This is a genomic window from Bradyrhizobium sp. 187 (genome assembly GCF_023101005.1).
GTDB classification, from domain to species: domain Bacteria; phylum Pseudomonadota; class Alphaproteobacteria; order Rhizobiales; family Xanthobacteraceae; genus Bradyrhizobium; species Bradyrhizobium canariense_D.
In genome coordinates this window covers 5,900,098-5,919,625 of the sequence record NZ_CP064693.1, presented here as the reverse complement: position 1 = coordinate 5,919,625, position 19,528 = coordinate 5,900,098, and the positions used below count along the sequence as shown (strand labels likewise).

Here is a 19,528-nt window from a genome sequence, read left to right as displayed (position 1 = left end):
GCTCTTTCCGGATGCGGTCCGGCGATTTTCTTGCGGGCAAGGCATTGTGCCTCTTCAGAGAGAGAGAGAGAGAGAGCTGCACGAAAACGTCCACAGGATGTGAATTGGTTCACACACACGTGGTCGCTCCGGATTTACGGTACGCCTAATTCCGCGTAGAGCGGCCCGTTCGAACTATCTCGCTCAAGAGGGAGTTCAGGCTATGGCTAGCATCGTGTTGGGAATTGTCATTTCCATTTTACTATCGACACAAGCCTCCGCAGATCAGGTCGGTGACGCCGCGTCCGACCTGGTTCCTTCGCTGGTGCGCTGGTCCATCACGTTGTTGGGCCTGGTGGTGGCAGGCCGGTTGGCCTGGCAGGCTTTTGGCCGCGCGGTCAACATTGCCGAAGTCCCGACTTTCCCGCGATACATGACGACCCGGCAGCAGTATCGATTGGGCGGGTTCATCTTTGTCGTATTCTCATGCGGCTTCTTCCTTCTTCTCATCCATGAGAACCGCGACGTCATTGCCCTGGCGCCGCTGGTTCCTGCATTTCCGGTAGCCTTCATAGAGGCTGCGAAAAGTCAGTCTGCTCCGTACCTGACCGTCGTCGCCGCAATGGGGATCGTGTATCTGTTCCTCCTGACGAAGGAGGCTCAATGGAACGTCCTGCTGATGGTGCGCGATGTGATCCAGAGCTGGATCAGCGTGCCTCAGCTCGCGAAGCAGATCATGGCGCAAATCCGCTTTTCGCTGCGTGTGCCGCAGGAGGTGCTCTCGAAAGTCATCGCGAATTCTCCGGATGTCGTCGATCAGGACTTCCGCAAGGATCCGAACACCCCGGATCGGATGTGGGCGGAAATCTGTTACATGAAATGGTGGCTGACGCAGGGACGCGACACCGGAGATGACGCCACCTTCTTCACCGAGGACAGCTTTGGTTTCGACAAGCTGATGGCAGACTTCCAGCAGGGGGCGCCGACGATGAGCCAGTGGAAGGCTGGGACGTTGACGGGCCTTGCTGCGCCCCAGGCCACGCAACTGATCAAGGACCTCTACAACCGATTTGCCCGGCTTGTCGCGTGTTACCTGATCTATCGCAACGGCTCCCGCATCGACCTGCGCAACGAGGCCAGCAAATTCGGCATCGAAATCGATGCGCCCATTCACGACAATCCGCTACGGTACTGGATCGTCTATATCATTGCCTTGATCTGCTCCGTTTATCTGGGCGTGACCATTTCGGCCGTGATTTATGACGTGCTGCAAGGCAGAGGCGTCGTCTGGGCGCAGGACCCCAATCGCTCCATTGCATGGGTCATGTATTCGCTTTGCAATTATGGATTGGCAATCGTCGTCGTTCTCTTGCTTCGATTTGCGATGTCGTCTCTGGGAAGCGATTCAGATCAGTCCCACCTCACCACTTATTGCTGGAGCTTCCTGGTCGCGCTCGCCGTAGGGCCCGCTGGTCTGACGTTGGCCGTGCATAACTTTGGCGAGGGCAATTTGCGGGAAATGTCCCTTGCCAGCCTTTACTTTGCGATGTTGCGGTGGGGCCTCGGGCCGGCGCTCGTGACAGTCTATATTTCGTACTATCTCGACAGGCAGAGCTGCTCCGATCTGCCGGACATCGACAATTCGATGCGAACGGTCGCGTGGCGACTGTTCAATTGCTTCGGCTTTGCGGCAACCAATGTGTTCTTGCTTCTGCCCCAACTGCTGTCGCTGATGGCACAGGAGGGGGCAATCTGGGAAACCAATAAGCTGCGCTTCATTGCGGCTGGGACGACGTTCTGTCTGGCATTCGGCCTCGCATTGGCCGCGCAGTTCGCGCTCAAGAAGGAGCGGATTGGAACGGTGCTGGCGCATAAACCGGCTTGACGCCAGATATGGTCGGTCGTGGCGATGATGGCATCATGCTCCTGTTTTGCCCGACGGAGCAACTGGCGCGGCCCTGCGGCCGGACGATTTTCGCACAAGTGTAAGTCATTGATTTCACAACACCCGTCTACTGTGCATGGGGTTGTTTTCGCAGTTTTTTGTTTGGGGCCTACCCCGCCCCGAACGCGACCGCGACATTGTAGGTCAGAAGGCTCGCGGCATAGGCCAGCACCAGCATGTAGAAGAAGGTGACGGCCATCCAGGTCCAGCTTCCGGTCTCGCGCCGGATCACGGCCAGCGTCGATGCGCATTGCGGGGCAAAGATGTACCAGGCCAGCATCGACAGCGCGGTCGCGAGCGACCATTTCGTCGCCAGCACCTGGCCGATCTGCTCGGCCGCTTCCTTGCCGCCTTCGATCGCATAGACGGTGCCGAGCGCCGCGACCGCGACCTCGCGCGCTGCCATGCCGGGGATCAGCGCGACCGCGATCTGCCAATTGAAGCCGACCGGCGCCAGCAGCGGCTCGAGCGCCTTGCCGATGATCGCAGCGAGGCTGAAATCGATCGCCGGTTCGGTTGCGCCTGCGGGCGGCTGCGGGAACGAGGCCAGGAACCAGATCAGCACCATCATCGAGAAGATCGTGGTGCCGGCGCGGTGCAGGAACATCTTGGCCCGCGTGTAGACGCCGATCGCGATCGATTTCAGCCGCGGCATCTTGTAGTCCGGCAGCTCCAGCATGAACGGCGCCGGCGCATAGTCGCGCAGCATGAAGAATTTGATGAGAAACGAGACCAGCAGCGCGCTGATGATGCCGGCAGCGTAGAGGCCGAACATCACGAGGCCCTGGAGGTTGATGAAGCCCCAGACCTCCTTGGCCGGAATGAAGGCGGAGATGATCAGCGTGTAGACGGGAATGCGCGCCGAGCAGGTCATCAGCGGCGCGATCAGGATCGTGGTCAGCCGGTCGCGCTTGTTGTCGATCACGCGCGTCGCCATGATGCCGGGGATGGCGCAGGCGAAGCTCGACAGCAGCGGAATGAAGGCGCGGCCGTGCAGGCCGGCGCCGCCCATGATGCGGTCCATCAGGAACGCGGCGCGCGCCATGTAGCCGAAATCTTCCAGCAGCAGGATAAACAGGAAGATGATGATGATCTGCGGCAGGAACACGATGACGCTGCCGACGCCTGAGATCACGCCGTTCTGAAGGAAGCTCTGCAGCAGGCCGGCGGGTAAGGTCGCGTGCACGAACTCGCCGAGGGAGTCGAAGCCGGAATTGAGCAACTCCATCAGCGGCTGCGCCCAGGCGAACACCGCCTGGAACATCACGAACAGGATCGCCGCGAGCACGATTAGCCCCCCGACGGGATGCAGCACGACCGCGTCGATCCGCGCCGTCCAGGTGTCGGGCCGGCTGGGCAGGCTGACGCAGTCGGCGATGATGCGGTCGGCTTCGCGCTGGGTGGCGCGCAAGTCGGCCACGCTGAGCGCCCGCCAATTGTTCTCTCCCGGCTCGGCGGCGAGCTTTGCCGAAATCTCGTCGGTCAGCGACAGCAGGTCGGCCGTGCCGCCCTTGCGCACCGCGATCGAGGTGACCACGGGCACGCCGAGCTCCTTGGCGAGCCGCTCGACGTCGACAGTGATACCGCGGCGGGTCGCGATGTCGAACATGTTGAGCACGAGGATCATCGGCCGGCCGGTGCGCTTGAGCTCCAGCAGCAGGCGGATGGTCAGGCGCAGATTGGTCAAGTCCGCCACGCACAGCACGAGGTCGGGCAAGATCTCGCCGGTGGCCTTGCCGAGCACGAAGTCCCGGGTGATCTCCTCGTCCGGGCTCCGTCCGCGCAGCGAATAGGTGCCCGGCAGGTCGACCACGGAGACCTGGCGCCCCAAGGGCGTGACGAAGAAGCCTTCCTTGCGCTCGACGGTGACGCCGGGATAGTTCGCGACCTTCTGCCGGCTGCCGGTCAGCGCATTGAACAGCGAGGTCTTGCCGCTGTTTGGCGTGCCGACCAGGGCGAGATGCAGCAGGGGTGCTTCCATGGAATTGGGGTCCGGTCGCTTCAGGCGACGATAATGGCCATGGCTTCGCGACGGCGGACCGCGATGGTGATGCTGTCGACCCGCACGGCGATCGGGTCGCGGCCGACCAACCCCTCGTGCAGGATCTCGACCCGCGCGCCCTCGACGAAGCCGAGCTCGATCAGCCGACTCTCGAGTTCGATGTCCGAGAGCGCCGAGCCTGCGTCCTTGGGGGAAAGGTGCTGGATGACGCCGGTATAGCCGCGCTGGGCCAGGCCCAGCGGCATTTGCGGACGCGTATCATGGATGTCGGTCATGCCCTGTATTTTCAACGCAGGGCATCGAGGTCAAGCGCGCTCGGTCGCTGAAACTGCACCTTAGAGTGATTTTAAAGTACCAGCTTCGTGACAGAGGCGATCGGCGCCAGGATCGGCACCAAGGATCGGCGCAAAGACGGCTACTGGGCCGGGACCTTTTCCGCCTGGATAGCGGCCATGGCGCGGCTCTTGAAGTAGTCGAGCACGAACAGGCGGATCGCCGAGGACAGATTGCCCTGCTGGCGGTTGCTGTCGATCTCGCCGACCAGCTCGGACAGCGTCATGTTGCGCAGCCCGGAGATCTCCTTCATGCCGTTCCAGAACGCCTCTTCCAGGCTGACGCTGGTCTTGTGACCGGCGACGACGATCGACCGTTTCACGACGGGCGACTTCATGGCTGCTCCTCGCGATCGATCCGGTGCTGGTCCAGGTGCGTCTTCGCCTGATCCGCGCGCGTTTCCTCCGCCGACCGCTCCGCCTTCGTGCGGCCGAACTTCGTTCGGTTGGCGTCCGCCTGCTTCGCCGTGGCTTCCCGCTCGGCGCGCTTCCGGAAACGATTCAGGTTGATGACGTTCGCCATGTCGCGTCTCCATCATCCGATCCTCCGTGGGCAGGATGAAACATTCAGAAACTGTGCGCCGCATTGCGCCCGATGAGACTTGATCGCCATTCGCTTGTCCTCGTCAATCGACCCTTGGGCCATCAAACGATGAATTCCGCCCCGTGGGGGCGGAGGGGCTGCGCAACACGCAATCCCGCCGCGACATTGACGGTAATCAAATCCCGTCCTTTAAGCCCTACATTTAATGGAGCTAGGGCTCCGTATCATTACGGATGGCTATCGGAATTCGGAATTTATCCCGGGCTGGTCATCTTCTCGGGGCGCACCAGGCGGTCGAATTCCTCGCTTGAGACGAAGCCAAGCCGCAGCGCCTCTTCCTTCAGGGTGGTGCCGTTGGCATGCGCCGTCTTGGCCACCTTGGCCGCGTTGTCGTAGCCGATCTTGGGGGCGAGCGCCGTCACCAGCATCAGCGAGCGCTGCATCAGTTCCTTGATGCGCTTCTCGTCGGCGCGGATGCCGCTGACGCAATGCTCGGTGAAGGAGCGCGCGGCGTCCGCCATCAGCCGGATCGAGTGCAGCATGTTGTAGGCCAGTACGGGCTTATAGACGTTGAGCTCGAAATGGCCCTGGCTGCCGGCGACCGTGATCGCGGTGTGATTGCCGAACACCTGGCAGCACACCATCGTCATCGCCTCGCACTGCGTCGGATTGACCTTGCCCGGCATGATCGAGGAGCCCGGCTCGTTCTCCGGCAGCATGAGTTCGCCGAGGCCCGAACGCGGACCCGATCCGAGCAGGCGGATGTCGTTGGCGATCTTGAACAGGCCTGTCGCGACCGAATTGATGGCGCCGTGCCCCGATACATAGGCGTCGTTCGAAGCCAGCGCCTCGAATTTGTTGGCCGCGCTGGTGAACGGCAGCTTGGTAATCCCGGCAACGTGCTTTGCGAACAGTTTTGCAAAGCGCGGCTTCGAATTGAGGCCGGTGCCGACGGCGGTGCCGCCCTGCGCCAGCGGATAGAGCTCCTTCACCGCGACCTTGAGCCGGGCGATGCCGCTTTCGACCTGCGCGGCATAGCCGGAAAATTCCTGACCGAGCGTCAGCGGCGTCGCGTCCTGGGTGTGGGTGCGGCCGATCTTGACGATCTTTGCGAACTCCTTCTCCTTCTTGCGCAGTGCACGCAGCAATTCGCCAAGGGCAGGGACCAGATCGGCGGTAATGCGGCTTGCCGCCGCGATATGCATCGCGGTCGGGAACGAGTCGTTCGACGACTGGCTCATGTTGACGTGATCGTTGGGATGCACCGGCTTCTTGGCGCCAAGCTCGCCGCCCAGGATCTCATTGGCGCGGTTGGCGATGACCTCGTTGAGATTCATGTTGCTCTGGGTGCCCGAGCCGGTCTGCCACACCACCAGCGGAAAATGATCGTCCAGCTTGCCCTCGATCACCTCGCGCGCAGCGCGGATGATGGCGTTGGCGCGGCGCTGGTCGAGCAAACCGAGCTCCTGGTTGGACTGCGCTGCGGCGAGCTTGACGATCCCGAGCGCATGCACGAGCGAGATCGGCATGCGATCGATGCCGATGCGAAAATTCTGGCGCGAGCGTTCGGTCTGCGCGCCCCAATAACGATCGGCGAGGACCTCGATCGGGCCGAAGCTGTCGGTCTCGGTGCGGGTCGCCGGGCGCGAGGAGCCGTCGGTCTTCGAGGGGGAAGTCTTTGAGAGGGAAGTTTTGGCCATGAGCACATCCATTCCGCCGCGCGAAATGCCACGCGGCCTCATCATGTGCCTCTATATAGGGAGTTTGGCCGCCTGCGACCGGCGCCAGTCCGATCTAGATCATTTCTTGCGGAAACGATCCAATCGCACGACTTCGGCGCCGCCCTGGTTCGGAGCCGCCGGCTCCTCAGTGCCTTCCGCAGGGTCAGTGGCAGGGGCCACCGCGACCGCGGACGGGGCGGGAGCGGCCGGCAAGGTCTCGGCCGAGACGTCGGCGACATCGGAGGTGTCGAACTGGAGGCCGAATTTCACGGACGGATCGAGGAAGCTCTTGATGGCGCTGAACGGCACGATCAGCCGCTCCGGAATGCCGCCGAAAGACAGGCCGACCTCGAAGCGGTCCTCGAGCACGGTCAAATCCCAGAACTGATGCTGCAGGATGATCGTCATTTCTTCTGGATATTGGGCCAGCAGGCGCGACGACAGCTTCACGCCCTCTGCCTTCGAGACGAAGGTGATGAAGAAATGATGCTCGCCGGGTAGTCCCTGGGACGCGGCGTCGGTCAGCACCTTGCGCAACACGCCGCGCAACGCGTCGCGGGCCAGCACGTCGTATCGGATATGATCGGTCGCCATGGTGGTCCTGTTGCATTGCAGGAGCTGGGCCCTGCCGGCCCGACTCGCCAAGTCGCAATAGTACCGCGCCTGACGGGTCAGCAGGAGTCCCCGCGGGGTAGGAAATAAGAGGTAAGTGGAGGCTTCTGTTGCCAGGTGCCTCCGAACCCCGCCTAACGGAGCTTAACCCGTTAGGACTTCAGAATGGTCTTTCAAACTGCGTTACGCAGCCTGAGCAACCGGAGCAAAGTTGTCGTTGGCAACTATTGCATAGCCCGATAACGGCGGAACAATACCGGGAAAAAGAACGCCCTTTACGCCCTCGTCGATCCTATTTCGCCCCCGCCAAAGCCCGCTTTCAGGGCCAGCCCGCTGGTGGGCTTTGGTGGAGGCGCCGGGTACCGCCCCCGGGTCCGAATGGTTTATTGCGACGACCGTTTATTTCCATAGCCGGCGAACCGACACTCCCAATATAGGGGGCAAACGTTTCAAATAACAGGTGTTTCGAGCGATCATTCCGAGGTTCCCTCTGGATAGGATCGCGGCAGGCTTGGCCGCCTGCCGGCCGCCGTTCTAAGCTCCTGACATGTCCGAGGATTCCGCACCGGTCGCCCAACAACCAGTTCAAGAGCCGGACGGTCCAGCCACCAGCGCCGTTCCGCCGGGCTTGCTCGCGCTGTTCCTCGCCTTCGCCAGGATGTCGCTGGCGGGCTTCGGAGGGGTTTTGGTATTCGCCCGGCAGGCCATCGTCGAGCAGCACCACTGGATGATGGCGGACGAGTTCAACGAGACTTTTGCGCTCTGCCATTTCCTGCCCGGGCCCAACATCGTCAATCTCTCGATGGTGTTCGGCGCGCGGCTGCGCGGGATCGCCGGCGGCATTGCCGCCTTTGCAGGGCTGTTGCTGCCGCCCACGCTGATCATGACGGTGCTCGCGATCATCTACGCCCGGTTCGGCGATGTGGACGTGCTGCGCCGCATCCTCGCGGGCATCTCCGGTGCGGCCGTCGGCCTCTTGATCGCGGTGGTCTTCCGGATGATGACGCCGCTGCTCAAGCGGCTGGACGCCTTGGCGCTCATCCTGATGCTGGGCGTGTTCCTCGCCATCGGCGTCCTTCGCCTGCCGCTCCAGGCCGTGCTTTTGGTCGCGATCCCCGTCAGCGTCGGCGCCACTTTCCTGATGCGGCGGAAGGTAGCAGCATGAACGCGGAGAACCCGATCTGGGCGCTGATCTCGACCTTCGGTCTGATGTCGCTGTTCGCGGTCGGCGGTGCCGCGGCGGCGGTGCCCGAGATGCACCGCATCGCGGTCGATGTGCATCACTGGATGACCGACAAGCAGTTCGCCGATGCCTATGCGATCGCGCAGCTCTCACCAGGTCCGAACGTGCTTATCGTCACGTTGATCGGCTATGCTGTCGCCGGCATCCCCGGCGCCCTGGCGGCGACCTTGGCCATGTGCCTGCCCACCGCGTTGCTTGCCTATTATGTCAGCCGGCTCCTCAACCGGCCGAACCAATCGCGCTGGCCCGGGCTGATCCAGGCTGCACTGGTTCCGCTCTCGATCGGCCTGATGGCGGCGAGCGCCCTGATCCTCGCCGAGTCGACCGATCGTACGCTTGCTGCGCTGCTTCTGACCGCGACGGTTGCAGTGGTCGCATCCGTCTCGCGCATCAATCCACTATGGATTTTGCTCGTCGGGGGCTTGTTGGGTTTTGCTGGCATTGTGTAATGAAAATGGCTAGGCAGGGATCCGGGCGGGGGCATCGATTTCCAGCCGATTAGAACAACAGTGCTCGTGGCTTACGGGTCGCGGAGGAGACATGCATGGCCGATACGATGGGCCACTCGGCGACAGCCAACCGAAACACCTCGGTGGTGATCAGCTTTTGTCTGCTGGCCATAGCGCCGCAGATTTTCGAATTCATCTGGTCGTTCGGGACGATCTTTGGCTGGGGCGCTGGACGCGGGCCGGCCGCCGTCGTGATCAGCCACGCGACTGCGCTGCTCGCGGGGGCGCCCGGCGCGTTGCTCGGGGCGGTCGGCGGTGACACCAAGAAGGCGTCATCCGATGTGCTGCTGGCGCTGATCTATTCCTATCCGATCTTTGCGGTGGCGATTCTCACGTTCTTCATGACGATCAGGTCCGCGCAGGACTATGTCGGCGGAATCGTGCTGATGGCGCTCGCCTTGTTCGCACTGTGGGCCTCTAGCGATTTGCAGGGGATGCGGGGCTTCTCCTTTGGCGCTGGCACGGCGCCGCGGATGTTTGGCGGGCTCCTCGTCGCACTTGGCGCCGGCATCGCGTTGACGGGGCTGCTGACCGACGGGCCCGGCATGGCGCACTATGCCTGGCGTGGGCCGCTCTTCGTGATGTTCTCGATCGTCTTCTTCGCGCTGGCGATTCGTCCGCTTGGGGTGGTGGTAACGGCGTTCGCAAGCTTCATGATCGCGGCGATGGGTACGCATGAGACACGCTGGGTCGAAGCGCTCATTGTCGGCGCCTGCCTGACGCTCGGCTGCGCGCTGCTCTTCCCCTACGTGCTAGGCCTGCCGATGCCGATGTTCCCGCGCTTCCTGGTTCAGTGAGGGTGTGATGTTCGATCTCTTCCACAATCTGGGCCTTGGTTTCGGTGTGGTGTTTCAGATCTCCTGGTGGTCACCCTGGTGGCTCTACGGTCTGTCGCTCCCGATCTCGATCAATATCCTCATGTGCCTGATTGGCGCATTGGTTGGCACACTGGTCGGCGTGCTGCCCGGTATCGGCACGGTCGCAACCGTGGCGATGCTCCTGCCGATCACGTTCGGACTGCCGCCGGTCGGCGCGCTGATCATGCTCGCCGGCATCTATTACGGCGCCCAGTACGGCGGCTCGACCACTTCTATCCTGGTCAATATTCCCGGTGAGGCGACCTCGGTCGTTACCGCCATCGACGGTCACCAGATGGCGAAGCAGGGCCGTGCCGGCCCGGCGCTAGCGATCGCGGCGATCGGCTCGTTCTTCGCCGGCTGCGTAGCGACCGTGCTCATCGCCGTGCTCGGTGCGCCGCTGACCAAGCTCGCTCTGGCGTTCGGCCCGGCGGAATATTTCTCGCTGATGGTGCTCGGCCTGATCTTTGCGGTGGTGCTGGCCAAGGGCTCGGTTCTGAAGGCGATCGCGATGATCGTGTTCGGCCTGATGCTGTCGATGGTCGGCTCCGACATCGAGACCGGCGCCTCGCGCATGGCGTTCAACATTCCGGAGCTTGCCGACGGTCTCGGCTTTGCGACGGTGGCGATGGGCGTGTTCGGTTTCGCCGAGATCATCCGCAACCTCGACGCCGGCGCCGAGATGAACCGCGACCTCGTGCAGCAGAAGATCACCGGCCTGATGCCGACCAGGAAAGACCTGATCGACTCGGCGCCTGCGATCCTGCGCGGCACCGTGCTCGGATCGATCCTCGGTATCCTGCCGGGCGGCGGCGCGGTCATCGCGTCCTTTGCGTCCTACACGCTCGAGAAGAAGATCGCCAAGAACCCGTCGCGGTTCGGCCGCGGTGCGATCGAAGGCGTGGCGGCGCCGGAAAGCGCCAACAATGCCGCGGCGCAGACCTCCTTCATCCCGCTGCTGACACTCGGCATCCCGCCCAATGCCGTGATGGCGCTGATGGTGGGCGCGATGACCATCCACGGCATCGTGCCCGGTCCGCAGGTGATGCAGAAGCAGCCGGAGCTGGTTTGGGGCATGATCGCCTCGATGTGGATCGGCAATCTGATGCTGATCATCATCAACCTGCCGCTGGTCGGAATCTGGGTGCGGCTGTTGCGCGTCCCTTACCGGCTGATGTTCCCCTCGATCGTGATCTTCTGCGCGATCGGCATCTACTCGGTCAACAACGCGCCGGTCGACGTCATCCTGGCAGGCGTGTTCGGTCTGGTCGGCTACTGGCTGATCAAGCACGATTTCGAGCCGGCGCCGCTGCTGCTCGGCATGGTGCTCGGACCGCTGATGGAAGAGAACCTGCGCCGCGCGCTGCTGATCTCGCGCGGCGACTGGAGCGTGTTCCTGACGCGTCCGCTGTCGGCCGTGCTGCTCGGCATCGCCGCTTTCCTCCTGGTGCTCACGGTGCTGCCGGCGTTGCGTGCCAAGCGCGACGAGGTGTTCACCGAATCCGAAAACTAGGGGCGCCGCCAGCGTCGGCGCGCCGTGACCCGAACCCAAGCCGGCAAGTTGGCCAGCAGGATCAATCTGATAGACAAGGGGCGGGACGCTGAGTTCCGCCCCTTGTCGTTTGCACCGGGAGCGCTCACTTTTCCGGGTATAATGCGCATGGATGGCGAATCGCCGCTGTCGCAGCGCGGGGGCGGCCGCTAAATTCGCCGCCTCCCCAAAGGCTCACGCACATGCACCAGTATCAGGACCTGCTCGAGCGAATTCTTTCAGACGGCGCCGAAAAGACCGACCGGACCGGCACCGGCACGCTGTCGGTGTTCGGCCATCAGATGCGCTTCAACCTGTCCGCCGGTTTTCCGATGCTGACCACAAAGCGCCTGCCGCTGAAGGCGATCGTGCACGAACTGTTGTGGTTCCTGAAAGGCGATACCAACATCAAATATCTGCGCGACAACGGCGTCACCATCTGGGACGAGTGGGCCGACGCCAATGGCGATCTGGGCCCCGTCTACGGCCATCAGTGGCGCTCCTGGCCCGCGCCGGACGGACGCAGCATCGATCAGATCGCGAACGTGATCGACATGATCAAGCGCAATCCGGACTCGCGCCGCCTGATCGTCTCGGCCTGGAATCCGGCCGAGGTCGACAAGATGGCCCTGCCGCCGTGCCACTGCCTGTTCCAGTTCTACGTCGCCAACGGCAAGCTGTCGTGCCAGCTCTATCAGCGTTCGGCCGACGTGTTCCTCGGCGTCCCCTTCAACATCGCCTCCTACGCACTGCTCACCATGATGGTGGCGCAGGTCACGGGCTTGAAGCCCGGCGACTTCGTGCATTCGTTCGGTGACACCCATCTCTATTCCAACCATCTGGAGCAGGCGAAGCTCCAGCTCACGCGCGCACCGCGCGCGCTGCCGGTGATGCGGATCAACCCCGACGTGAAGGACATCTTCTCCTTCCGTTACGAGGACTTCGAGCTCGTCGGCTACGATCCGCATCCGCACATCAAGGCCGCGGTCGCGGTCTGAAGTCGATGTCGCTCAACATCCGCCGTGTGCGTCCCGGTGAGGCCGGGCTGGTTCTCGCTTTCATCCGCGAGCTCGCCGAGTACGAAAAACTTTCGCACGAGGTCGAGGCGACCGAGGCTGACATCGCCGACGCACTGTTCGGCGAACGACCGCAACTCCATTGCGCCCTCGCCGAGTGGAACGGCGAGCCGGTCGGCTTCGCGGTGTGGTTTGCGAATTTTTCGACGTTCAGCGGCCGCCACGGCATCTATCTCGAAGATTTGTATGTGCGGCCGTCGCATCGGAGCAGGGGCCTCGGCAAGGCTCTTCTCGTGCACCTCGCCAGGGAATGCGTCGAGAACGGCTGGTCGCGACTGCAATGGGCGGTGCTCGACTGGAACGCGCCGTCGATCGCGTTCTACAAATCGCTCGGTGCCATCATGCTGGAGGACTGGACGCTGTGCCGCGTCACCGGTCCGTCGCTGACGCGGCTTGCCGGGAGCGCGACCTGATGGAGATCGTCTTCGTCGTCGCGATCGCGGAGAACGGCGTCATCGGGGCCGGCAACGCAATGCCGTGGCGAATGAAATCCGACATGGCGCGCTTCAAGGCGCTCACGATTGGCAAGCCCGTGATCATGGGCCGCAGGACCTTCGAATCCCTGCCCCGGCCGCTTCCTGGCCGCACCAACATCGTCGTCACGCGCGATGCGGATTATCGCGCCGCCGGCGCCATCGTGACGACATCGACTGCCGCCGCAGACGCCATCGCGCGCGGCGATGCCCTGCGGCGTTCGGTCGCCGAGATCGCCGTGATTGGCGGCGCCGAAATCTTTCGGCAATGGCTCGATCGCGCCGATCGCCTCGAGATCACCGAAGTGCATGCCCGCCCCGAAGGCGACACGCATTTCGACATCGACAGGGCAGAGTGGGATGAGGTTGAACGCATCCATCATCCTGCCGGACCCCACGACAGCGCCGACTACTCCTATGTGACATATCGTCGGCGGGCGGGCCATTAACCGCATTTGCCAATGTTAACATTGACTTTTCTGCCCCCAAGCTTAGCTCGGAGGGCGGCGAGGGCTGCGTTGTAAGGGACCTGCCTGTCCCCTATAAAGCCGGACCGGACAAAGCGGGCGGGGGCAATTTCACCCTGCCGAGGAGAGCGTCGAATGCCGTGGAAGAATCAGGGCGGTGGCCCATGGGGCTCGGGTCCGAAGGGACCATGGGGCAACGGCCCGCAACCGGTCGGGCCAAGGCCGCCGGATCTGGAAGATCTTCTGCGGCGCGGTCAGGATCGCCTCCAGCAGATCATGCCGGGTGGCTATTTCTCTGGCATCGGCATCACGCTGATCGTGCTGCTGATCGTCGCGTTCTGGCTGCTGTCGGGCTTCTTCCGGGTGCAGTCCGAAGAGCTTGGCGTCGTGCTGCGCTTCGGCAAGCATGTCCGCACCGTGGAGCCCGGCCTGAACTACCATCTGCCCTATCCGATCGAGACAGTGCTGCTGCCAAAGGCATTGCGTGTCTCCACCATCTCCATCGGCATGACGCTGATCGACGACCCGGCGCGGCGCGGCCGCTCCATTCGTGACGTGCCGGAAGAGAGCCTGATGCTGACCGGCGACGAGAACATCGTCGACGTCGACTTCACCGTGCTCTGGCGCATCAAGCCCAACGGAGTCGGCGATTTCCTCTTCAACATCCAGAATCCCGAAGGCACCGTGAAGGCGGTCGCCGAGAGCGCGATGCGCGAGGTGATCGGCCGCTCGCAGATCCAGCCGATCCTGACCGGCGCGCGCAACGTTACCGAACAAGGCGTGCAGGAACTAATCCAGAAGACCCTGGACAGCTACGGCGCCGGCATTCAGATCAGCCAGGTGCAGATGCAGAAGGTCGACCCGCCGGCGCAGGTGATCGACGCCTTCCGCGACGTCCAGGCAGCGCGCGCCAATCTCGAGCAGCTGCAGAACGAGGCGCAGACCTATGCCAACCAGGTCGTGCCGCAGGCACGCGGGCGTGCGGCGCAGATCATGCAGGCCGCCGAAGGCTACAGGGAGCAGACAGTCGCCGAGGCCAAGGGCCAGAGCTCGCGCTTCCTGAAGGTTTACGAGGAATACAAGAAGGCGCCCGACGTGACGCGTGAACGGATTTATCTGGAGACTATGGAGCGCGTGCTCGGCGGTTCGGAAAAGCTCATTTATGACGGCGGCCAGTCGGGCCAGGGCGTCGTGCCTTATCTGCCGCTCAGCGAGTTGACGGCCAAGCGGCCGCCTGCAACCGGCCAGCAGACGACCGGAGGCAACCGATGAGATCTCCGGTCACAGGTATCGTCACGCTGCTCGGCCTCCTGCTCGTCGTGATCGTGGGCTACATGTCCCTGTTCACGGTGGCGCAGACGGAGCAGACCATCGTGCTGCAGTTCGGCAAGCCCGTCGACGTCGTTACCGCTCCCGGCCTGCACTTCAAGGCGCCGTGGAATTCGGTGATCAACATCGACAAGCGCATCCTCGATCTGGAGAACCCGTCGCAGGAAGCGATCGCGTCCGACCAGAAGCGGCTCGTGGTCGACGCCTTCGCGCGTTACCGCATCAAGGACGCGCTCCGCTTCTATCAGAGCATCGGCTCGATCCAGGCCGCCAACATCCAGCTCACCACGCTCTTGAACGCTGCGCTGCGCCGCGTGCTCGGGGAGGTCACCTTCATCAACGTGGTCCGCGACGACCGCGAGAAGCTGATGCAGCGCATCCGCGATCAGCTCGACCACGAGGCCGACGGCTACGGCATCCAGGTCGTCGACGTCCGGATCCGCCGCGCCGATCTGCCGGAGCAGAACAGCCAGGCGGTCTATCAGCGCATGAAGACGGAACGCGAGCGCGAAGCCGCCGAGTTCCGCGCGCAGGGCGGCCAGAAGGCCCAGGAGATCCGCTCCAAGGCCGACCGCGAGGCGACCGTGATCGAGGCGGATGCAAGGTCGCTGGCCGAGCAGACGCGCGGCGTCGGCGATGCCGAGCGCAACCGTCTGTTCGCCGAAGCCTACGGCCAGGACGCGGATTTCTTCGCCTTCTACCGTTCGATGGCGGCCTATGAGACCGGGCTGCGCGCGAACGACACCCGCTTCCTGCTGCGCCCGGACTCGGATTTCTTCCGGTTCTTTGGTAACCCGTCCGGCAAGACGGCGACAACGACGCCAGCGAAGCCGTAAGTGAGACAAGGGCGGCAGGTCTGGCCGCCCTTCGTCCAGACAAGAACAGCACAACGGGAGGTTCCAATCCGATGAGGTCCATTGCGTTCGCCGACTTCCTCATCGGTTTGGGCATCCTGTTCGTGCTGGAAGGCTTGATGTTCGCGGCAAGTCCGGCCTGGATGCGCAAGGCCATGAAAAGCGCGATGGCCACGCCGGACAATGTCCTGCGGGCGGTCGGCATTGGTTCGGCCGTGGCCGGCCTGGTCCTGATCTGGGTTATGCGACGTCCAATTTAGCCGTCGCACCAACGCCAAAGTGAAGGCGAAGGACCGGTTTTCGCCTTATTATCCGGGTCTTGAGGCCCGTTAAGGTCCGCGCTTGCGCCGTCCCCCCGTTCGAGCGCAGTCTTGACGTCGAATCCTTGTTTCCTGGAGATCACAATGACCGCTGCCACCATTGCCCCGACCCGTTTGCGCTTAGGGCTGGCCGCGCTCGCCGTTGGCGCTTTCAGCGCACTCGGCACACCGGCCTACGCGCGCGGACCGGATGGCATCGCCGACGTCGCCGAGAAGGTGATTGACGCGGTCGTCAACATCTCGACCTCGCAGACCGTCGAAGCCAAGGGCGGGGGCGGCGGCGGCAATGCCATGCCGCAACTGCCGCCCGGTTCGCCCTTCGAGGAGTTCTTCGACGACTTCTTCAAGAACCGCAAGGGTCCAGGCGGCGGCAGCAAGGGCGGCGAGAACAGCCCGGCGCCGCGCAAGACCAACTCGCTTGGAAGTGGCTTCATCATCGACACGTCAGGCGTCGTCGTCACCAACAACCATGTCATCGCGGACGCCGATGAGATTAACGTCATTCTCAACGACGGGACCAAGATCAAGGCCGAGCTGGTCGGAGTCGACAAGAAGACCGACCTTGCCGTGCTGAAGTTCAAGCCGTCGAAGCCGCTGGTCTCGGTGAAGTTCGGTGATTCCGACAAGCTGCGCCTCGGCGACTGGGTGGTCGCAATCGGCAATCCTTTCAGCCTTGGCGGTACCGTGACGGCCGGTATCGTTTCGGCGAAGAACCGTGACATCTCGTCAGGTCCTTACGACAGCTACATTCAAACCGACGCCTCCATCAACCGCGGCAATTCCGGCGGTCCGCTGTTCAACCTCGATGGCGACGTCATCGGCGTCAACACGCTGATCATCTCGCCGTCCGGCGGCTCGATCGGCATCGGCTTCGCCGTACCGTCGAAGACGGTGGCGGGTGTCGTCGACCAGCTCCGCCAGTTCGGCGAATTGCGCCGCGGCTGGCTTGGCGTGCGCATCCAGAGCGTCACCGACGAGATCGCGGAGAGCCTCAACATCAAGCCGCCGCGCGGCGCGCTGGTTGCCGGTGTCGACGACAAGGGCCCGGCCAAACCGGCCGGCATCGAGCCCGGCGACGTCGTCGTCAAGTTCGACGGCAAGGACGTCAAGGACCCGAAGGATCTGTCTCGCGTGGTCGCCGACACGGCGGTCGGCAAGGAGGTCGACGTCGTCATCATCCGCAAGAGCCAGGAGGAGACCAAGAAGGTCACGCTCGGCCGGTTGCAGGATGCCGACAAGGTGCAGGCCGCGGTGAAGACCGACGAGCCTCCGCCTGAAAAGACCGTGACACAGAAGGCGCTCGGCCTCGATCTCGCCGCGCTGAGCAAGGACCTGCGTGCGCGCTACAAGATCAAGGACAGCGTCAAGGGCGTGGTCGTCACCAATGTCGACGCCAATTCGGATGCCGCCGAGAAGCGCCTCTCGGCCGGCGACGTCATTGTCGAGGTGGCGCAGGAGGCCGTCTCCAGCGGCGCCGACATCCAGAAACGGGTCGACCAGCTCAAGAAAGACGGCAAGAAATCGGTGCTGCTGCTGGTGTCGAACGCCGACGGCGAGCTGCGTTTTGTCGCGCTGAGCGTGCAGTAAGAGCGCTCGCTTTCACCTCTCGTCATGGCCGGGCTTGACCCGGCCGTCCACGCCTTGCCATGCGGACGAGCGTAACGTGGATGCCCGGGATAAGCCCGGGCATGACGGCGGAGAGGAGGAGGCTACGCCTCCACGAACTCGTCGCGTCGATACCCCTGCGCATACAGCAGCGCGGTGAGATCGCCATGATCGATCCGCGCCGCGGCTGCGGCCGCGACCGCCGGCTTCGCATGATACGCCACGCCCAGCCCCGCCGCCTGGATCATCGCGAGATCATTGGCGCCGTCGCCGACCGCTAGCGAGTCGACGTCGTCGAGATCGAACGACTCCATCAGATCCACCAGCGTCGCGAGCTTTGCCGCGCGCCCCAAAATCGGCTCCCTCACCTCGCCGGTGAACTTGCCGTCGCGGACGACGAGCTCGTTGGCGCGGTTCTCCTGGAAACCGATCCTTGCGGCGACGGCACTGGTGAACAGCGTGAAGCCGCCGGAGACGAGACAGGCATAGGCGCCATGGGCGCGCATGGTCGCGACCAGTTCGCGGCCACCCGGGGTCAGCGTAATCCGCTTGGCCAGAACTTCATCGACGGCACTGGCGGGGAGGTCCTTGAGCAGCGCGACGCGCTCGCGCAGCGCCGGCTCGAACTCGACCTCACCGCGCATCGCGCGCTCGGTGATGGCGGCCACATGGGCCTTCACCCCGACGAAATCAGCGAGCTCGTCGATGCATTCCTGGCCGATCATGGTGGAATCCATGTCGGCGAGAAAAAGCTTCTTGCGCCGGAAGCCGACTGGTTGCACGACGATGTCGATGGGCAGGTCGCCGCGAAGCTCGCGGAGCCGCTGCTCGATGGCGTGACGGTCGCCTTCGAGGTTACTGTCGGCACCGAAGGGGATGTCGACTGCAACCCCGTCGAACAGCCAGTGCGCGGGAGCTGCCTGAGGCAGCACGGCGCGGGCGCCGTCGACGATGGTCGAGTCGAGCGCGGGATTATTCGGGTTGCAGATCAGCGTGGCGACGAGGGACATTTGAGGTTTTCGTGAGCGAGGGCCAAGTCGGCAGGAGGCATGTTGGCAAGGCGGTGCTTATCGCAGGCCCAACCGCCAGCGGCAAGTCGGCGCTGGCGCTCGAGCTTGCGCTCGCTGCGGGCGGGGTCGTGATCAATGCCGATTCCATGCAGGTCTACCGTGACCTCCGCATCATCACCGCGCGCCCCACCCTTGGCGACGAGGCGCGGGCGCCTCATCGGCTCTACGGCCATGTCGATGCGGCCGTGAATTTTTCGGCCGGTGCCTGGGTGAGCGACGCGGCCAAGGCGCTCGAAGCGGCGAAAGCCGAAGGGCGCCTGCCGATCTTCATCGGCGGCACCGGGCTCTATTTCAAGGCGCTCACGGCGGGCCTTTCCGTGGTGCCACCGATCCCTGTCGAGGTGCGCGAGGACGTCCGGGCGCGGCTGGAGCGGAACGGCGTCGAAGCGCTGCACGACGAACTCGCAGCCTACGATCCGCGGGGGGCCGAGCGCTTGAACCGTCGCGATCGCACGCGCATTGCGCGCGCGCTCGAAGTGGTCGAAGCCACTGGCCGTTCACTGCTGGACTGGCATCATGAGGGCCAGCCGCCGTTGCTCCCCAAGGACAGCTTTCGCGCGGTGTTCCTCGCGCCCGAGCGCGACGAGCTCTATGCGCGCATCGATGCCCGCTTCGAGGCTATGTTAGGTGCCGGCGCGCTGGAGGAGGTCGAGCGTCTCGCTGCCCGAAACCTCGATCCGCTCCTGCCGGCGATGAAGGCTCATGGTGTGCCGGCCCTGATCCGGCATCTGCGCGGTGAGCTCAGCCTGGAGCAGGCGGCGACCATCGGCCGCGCCGACACCCGCCACTACGCCAAGCGGCAGTTCACCTGGTTCCGGCACCAATTGCCTCAATTCGAATGGGTGAAGCCGGAGGAGACGCGGGGCTGGCTGGCGGCGATCGTGAACGCGGCACGAGACCCCGGCTGACCCTTTTGTGCCTCGGGCCCCGAATTTACCTCTCGCCCAATCCGGGGAACACCGCTACACTGCCAAAATCGCGCGGGAACGGCCGCATTGCCTTGACATCGGGGCGCTGGCCGCTATGTTTCGCGCAACCTTTGGGAAGCCGAGCACCTGC

At 63.6% G+C, this 19,528-nt stretch carries 20 protein-coding genes and 1 other RNA gene; 13 read left to right on the top strand and 8 right to left on the bottom strand.

The window, feature by feature from the left end:
• The first annotated feature begins 202 nt into the window (after positions 1-202).
• On the top strand, positions 203-1,864 hold the full coding sequence (locus IVB19_RS28680; RefSeq protein ID WP_247475476.1) for a hypothetical protein: 1,662 nt from the start codon (positions 203-205) through the stop codon (positions 1,862-1,864).
• Between the two features lie 169 nt (positions 1,865-2,033).
• Here IVB19_RS28680 and feoB read toward each other — a convergent pair whose 3' ends face one another.
• From feoB to ssrA, 7 genes are all read right to left on the bottom strand, one after another.
• Complete coding sequence (feoB, locus tag IVB19_RS28675) at positions 2,034-3,905, bottom strand: ferrous iron transporter B (RefSeq protein WP_247820420.1); 1,872 nt, start codon at positions 3,903-3,905, stop codon at positions 2,034-2,036.
• Positions 3,906-3,925: 20 nt separating this feature from the next.
• Complete coding sequence (locus IVB19_RS28670) at positions 3,926-4,201, bottom strand: FeoA family protein (RefSeq protein ID WP_018454325.1); 276 nt, start codon at positions 4,199-4,201, stop codon at positions 3,926-3,928.
• Between the two features lie 140 nt (positions 4,202-4,341).
• Positions 4,342-4,596, bottom strand: a complete 255-nt coding sequence (locus IVB19_RS28665) for a ribbon-helix-helix domain-containing protein (RefSeq protein ID WP_018454326.1) — start codon at positions 4,594-4,596, stop codon at positions 4,342-4,344.
• Positions 4,593-4,781 carry a DUF4169 family protein gene (locus IVB19_RS28660; RefSeq protein ID WP_085350267.1) on the bottom strand — a complete coding sequence of 63 codons (189 nt, stop codon included), beginning with the start codon at positions 4,779-4,781 and terminating at the stop codon, positions 4,593-4,595. The genes IVB19_RS28665 and IVB19_RS28660 overlap by 4 nt, the downstream gene beginning before the upstream one ends.
• A 275-nt stretch (positions 4,782-5,056) precedes the next feature.
• Positions 5,057-6,502: a class II fumarate hydratase gene (gene fumC / locus IVB19_RS28655; protein ID WP_247820419.1), complete on the bottom strand. Its 1,446-nt coding sequence runs from the start codon at positions 6,500-6,502 to the stop codon at positions 5,057-5,059.
• Between the two features lie 99 nt (positions 6,503-6,601).
• On the bottom strand, positions 6,602-7,117 hold the full coding sequence (locus IVB19_RS28650; protein WP_018454329.1) for an SspB family protein: 516 nt from the start codon (positions 7,115-7,117) through the stop codon (positions 6,602-6,604).
• 114 nt (positions 7,118-7,231) lie between these two features.
• Positions 7,232-7,598: a transfer-messenger RNA gene (gene ssrA / locus IVB19_RS28645) on the bottom strand.
• Between the two features lie 84 nt (positions 7,599-7,682).
• Between ssrA and IVB19_RS28640 the strand changes: the two genes are divergently transcribed.
• From IVB19_RS28640 to IVB19_RS28590, 11 genes are all read left to right on the top strand, one after another.
• A complete protein-coding gene (locus IVB19_RS28640; protein WP_247820418.1) occupies positions 7,683-8,300 on the top strand; it encodes a chromate transporter in 618 nt (205 codons plus the stop codon).
• A complete protein-coding gene (locus tag IVB19_RS28635; protein ID WP_247820417.1) occupies positions 8,297-8,827 on the top strand; it encodes a chromate transporter in 531 nt (176 codons plus the stop codon). The genes IVB19_RS28640 and IVB19_RS28635 overlap by 4 nt, the downstream gene beginning before the upstream one ends.
• Positions 8,828-8,922: 95 nt before the next feature.
• Positions 8,923-9,684, top strand: coding sequence for a tripartite tricarboxylate transporter TctB family protein (locus IVB19_RS28630; protein WP_085350264.1), 762 nt, complete (start codon positions 8,923-8,925; stop codon positions 9,682-9,684).
• A 7-nt stretch (positions 9,685-9,691) separates the two neighbouring features.
• Complete coding sequence (locus tag IVB19_RS28625; RefSeq protein WP_018454333.1) at positions 9,692-11,257, top strand: tripartite tricarboxylate transporter permease; 1,566 nt, start codon at positions 9,692-9,694, stop codon at positions 11,255-11,257.
• Between the two features lie 221 nt (positions 11,258-11,478).
• The gene (locus IVB19_RS28620) at positions 11,479-12,273 is read left to right on the top strand and encodes a thymidylate synthase (RefSeq protein ID WP_007613362.1); all 795 of its coding nucleotides are present in this window, start codon (positions 11,479-11,481) and stop codon (positions 12,271-12,273) included.
• A 5-nt stretch (positions 12,274-12,278) separates the two neighbouring features.
• The gene (locus IVB19_RS28615; RefSeq protein WP_247820416.1) at positions 12,279-12,764 is read left to right on the top strand and encodes a GNAT family N-acetyltransferase; all 486 of its coding nucleotides are present in this window, start codon (positions 12,279-12,281) and stop codon (positions 12,762-12,764) included.
• Positions 12,764-13,273, top strand: coding sequence for a dihydrofolate reductase (locus tag IVB19_RS28610; protein WP_247820415.1), 510 nt, complete (start codon positions 12,764-12,766; stop codon positions 13,271-13,273). Before IVB19_RS28615 ends, IVB19_RS28610 begins: the two co-directional genes overlap by 1 nt.
• 153 nt (positions 13,274-13,426) lie before the next feature.
• Positions 13,427-14,563: an FtsH protease activity modulator HflK gene (gene hflK / locus IVB19_RS28605; protein ID WP_007600977.1), complete on the top strand. Its 1,137-nt coding sequence runs from the start codon at positions 13,427-13,429 to the stop codon at positions 14,561-14,563.
• On the top strand, positions 14,560-15,456 hold the full coding sequence (gene hflC / locus IVB19_RS28600) for a protease modulator HflC (protein WP_018454336.1): 897 nt from the start codon (positions 14,560-14,562) through the stop codon (positions 15,454-15,456). The genes hflK and hflC overlap by 4 nt, the downstream gene beginning before the upstream one ends.
• A 71-nt stretch (positions 15,457-15,527) precedes the next feature.
• Positions 15,528-15,734, top strand: coding sequence for a DUF2065 domain-containing protein (locus tag IVB19_RS28595; RefSeq protein WP_018454337.1), 207 nt, complete (start codon positions 15,528-15,530; stop codon positions 15,732-15,734).
• Positions 15,735-15,878: 144 nt separating this feature from the next.
• Positions 15,879-17,381: a Do family serine endopeptidase gene (locus IVB19_RS28590; protein WP_247820414.1), complete on the top strand. Its 1,503-nt coding sequence runs from the start codon at positions 15,879-15,881 to the stop codon at positions 17,379-17,381.
• A gap of 122 nt (positions 17,382-17,503) precedes the next feature.
• Here IVB19_RS28590 and serB read toward each other — a convergent pair whose 3' ends face one another.
• Positions 17,504-18,409, bottom strand: a complete 906-nt coding sequence (serB, locus tag IVB19_RS28585) for a phosphoserine phosphatase SerB (RefSeq protein WP_247820413.1) — start codon at positions 18,407-18,409, stop codon at positions 17,504-17,506.
• A gap of 11 nt (positions 18,410-18,420) precedes the next feature.
• Between serB and miaA the strand changes: the two genes are divergently transcribed.
• Positions 18,421-19,377, top strand: coding sequence for a tRNA (adenosine(37)-N6)-dimethylallyltransferase MiaA (miaA, locus tag IVB19_RS28580; RefSeq protein ID WP_247820412.1), 957 nt, complete (start codon positions 18,421-18,423; stop codon positions 19,375-19,377).
• Positions 19,378-19,528 lie beyond the last annotated feature (151 nt).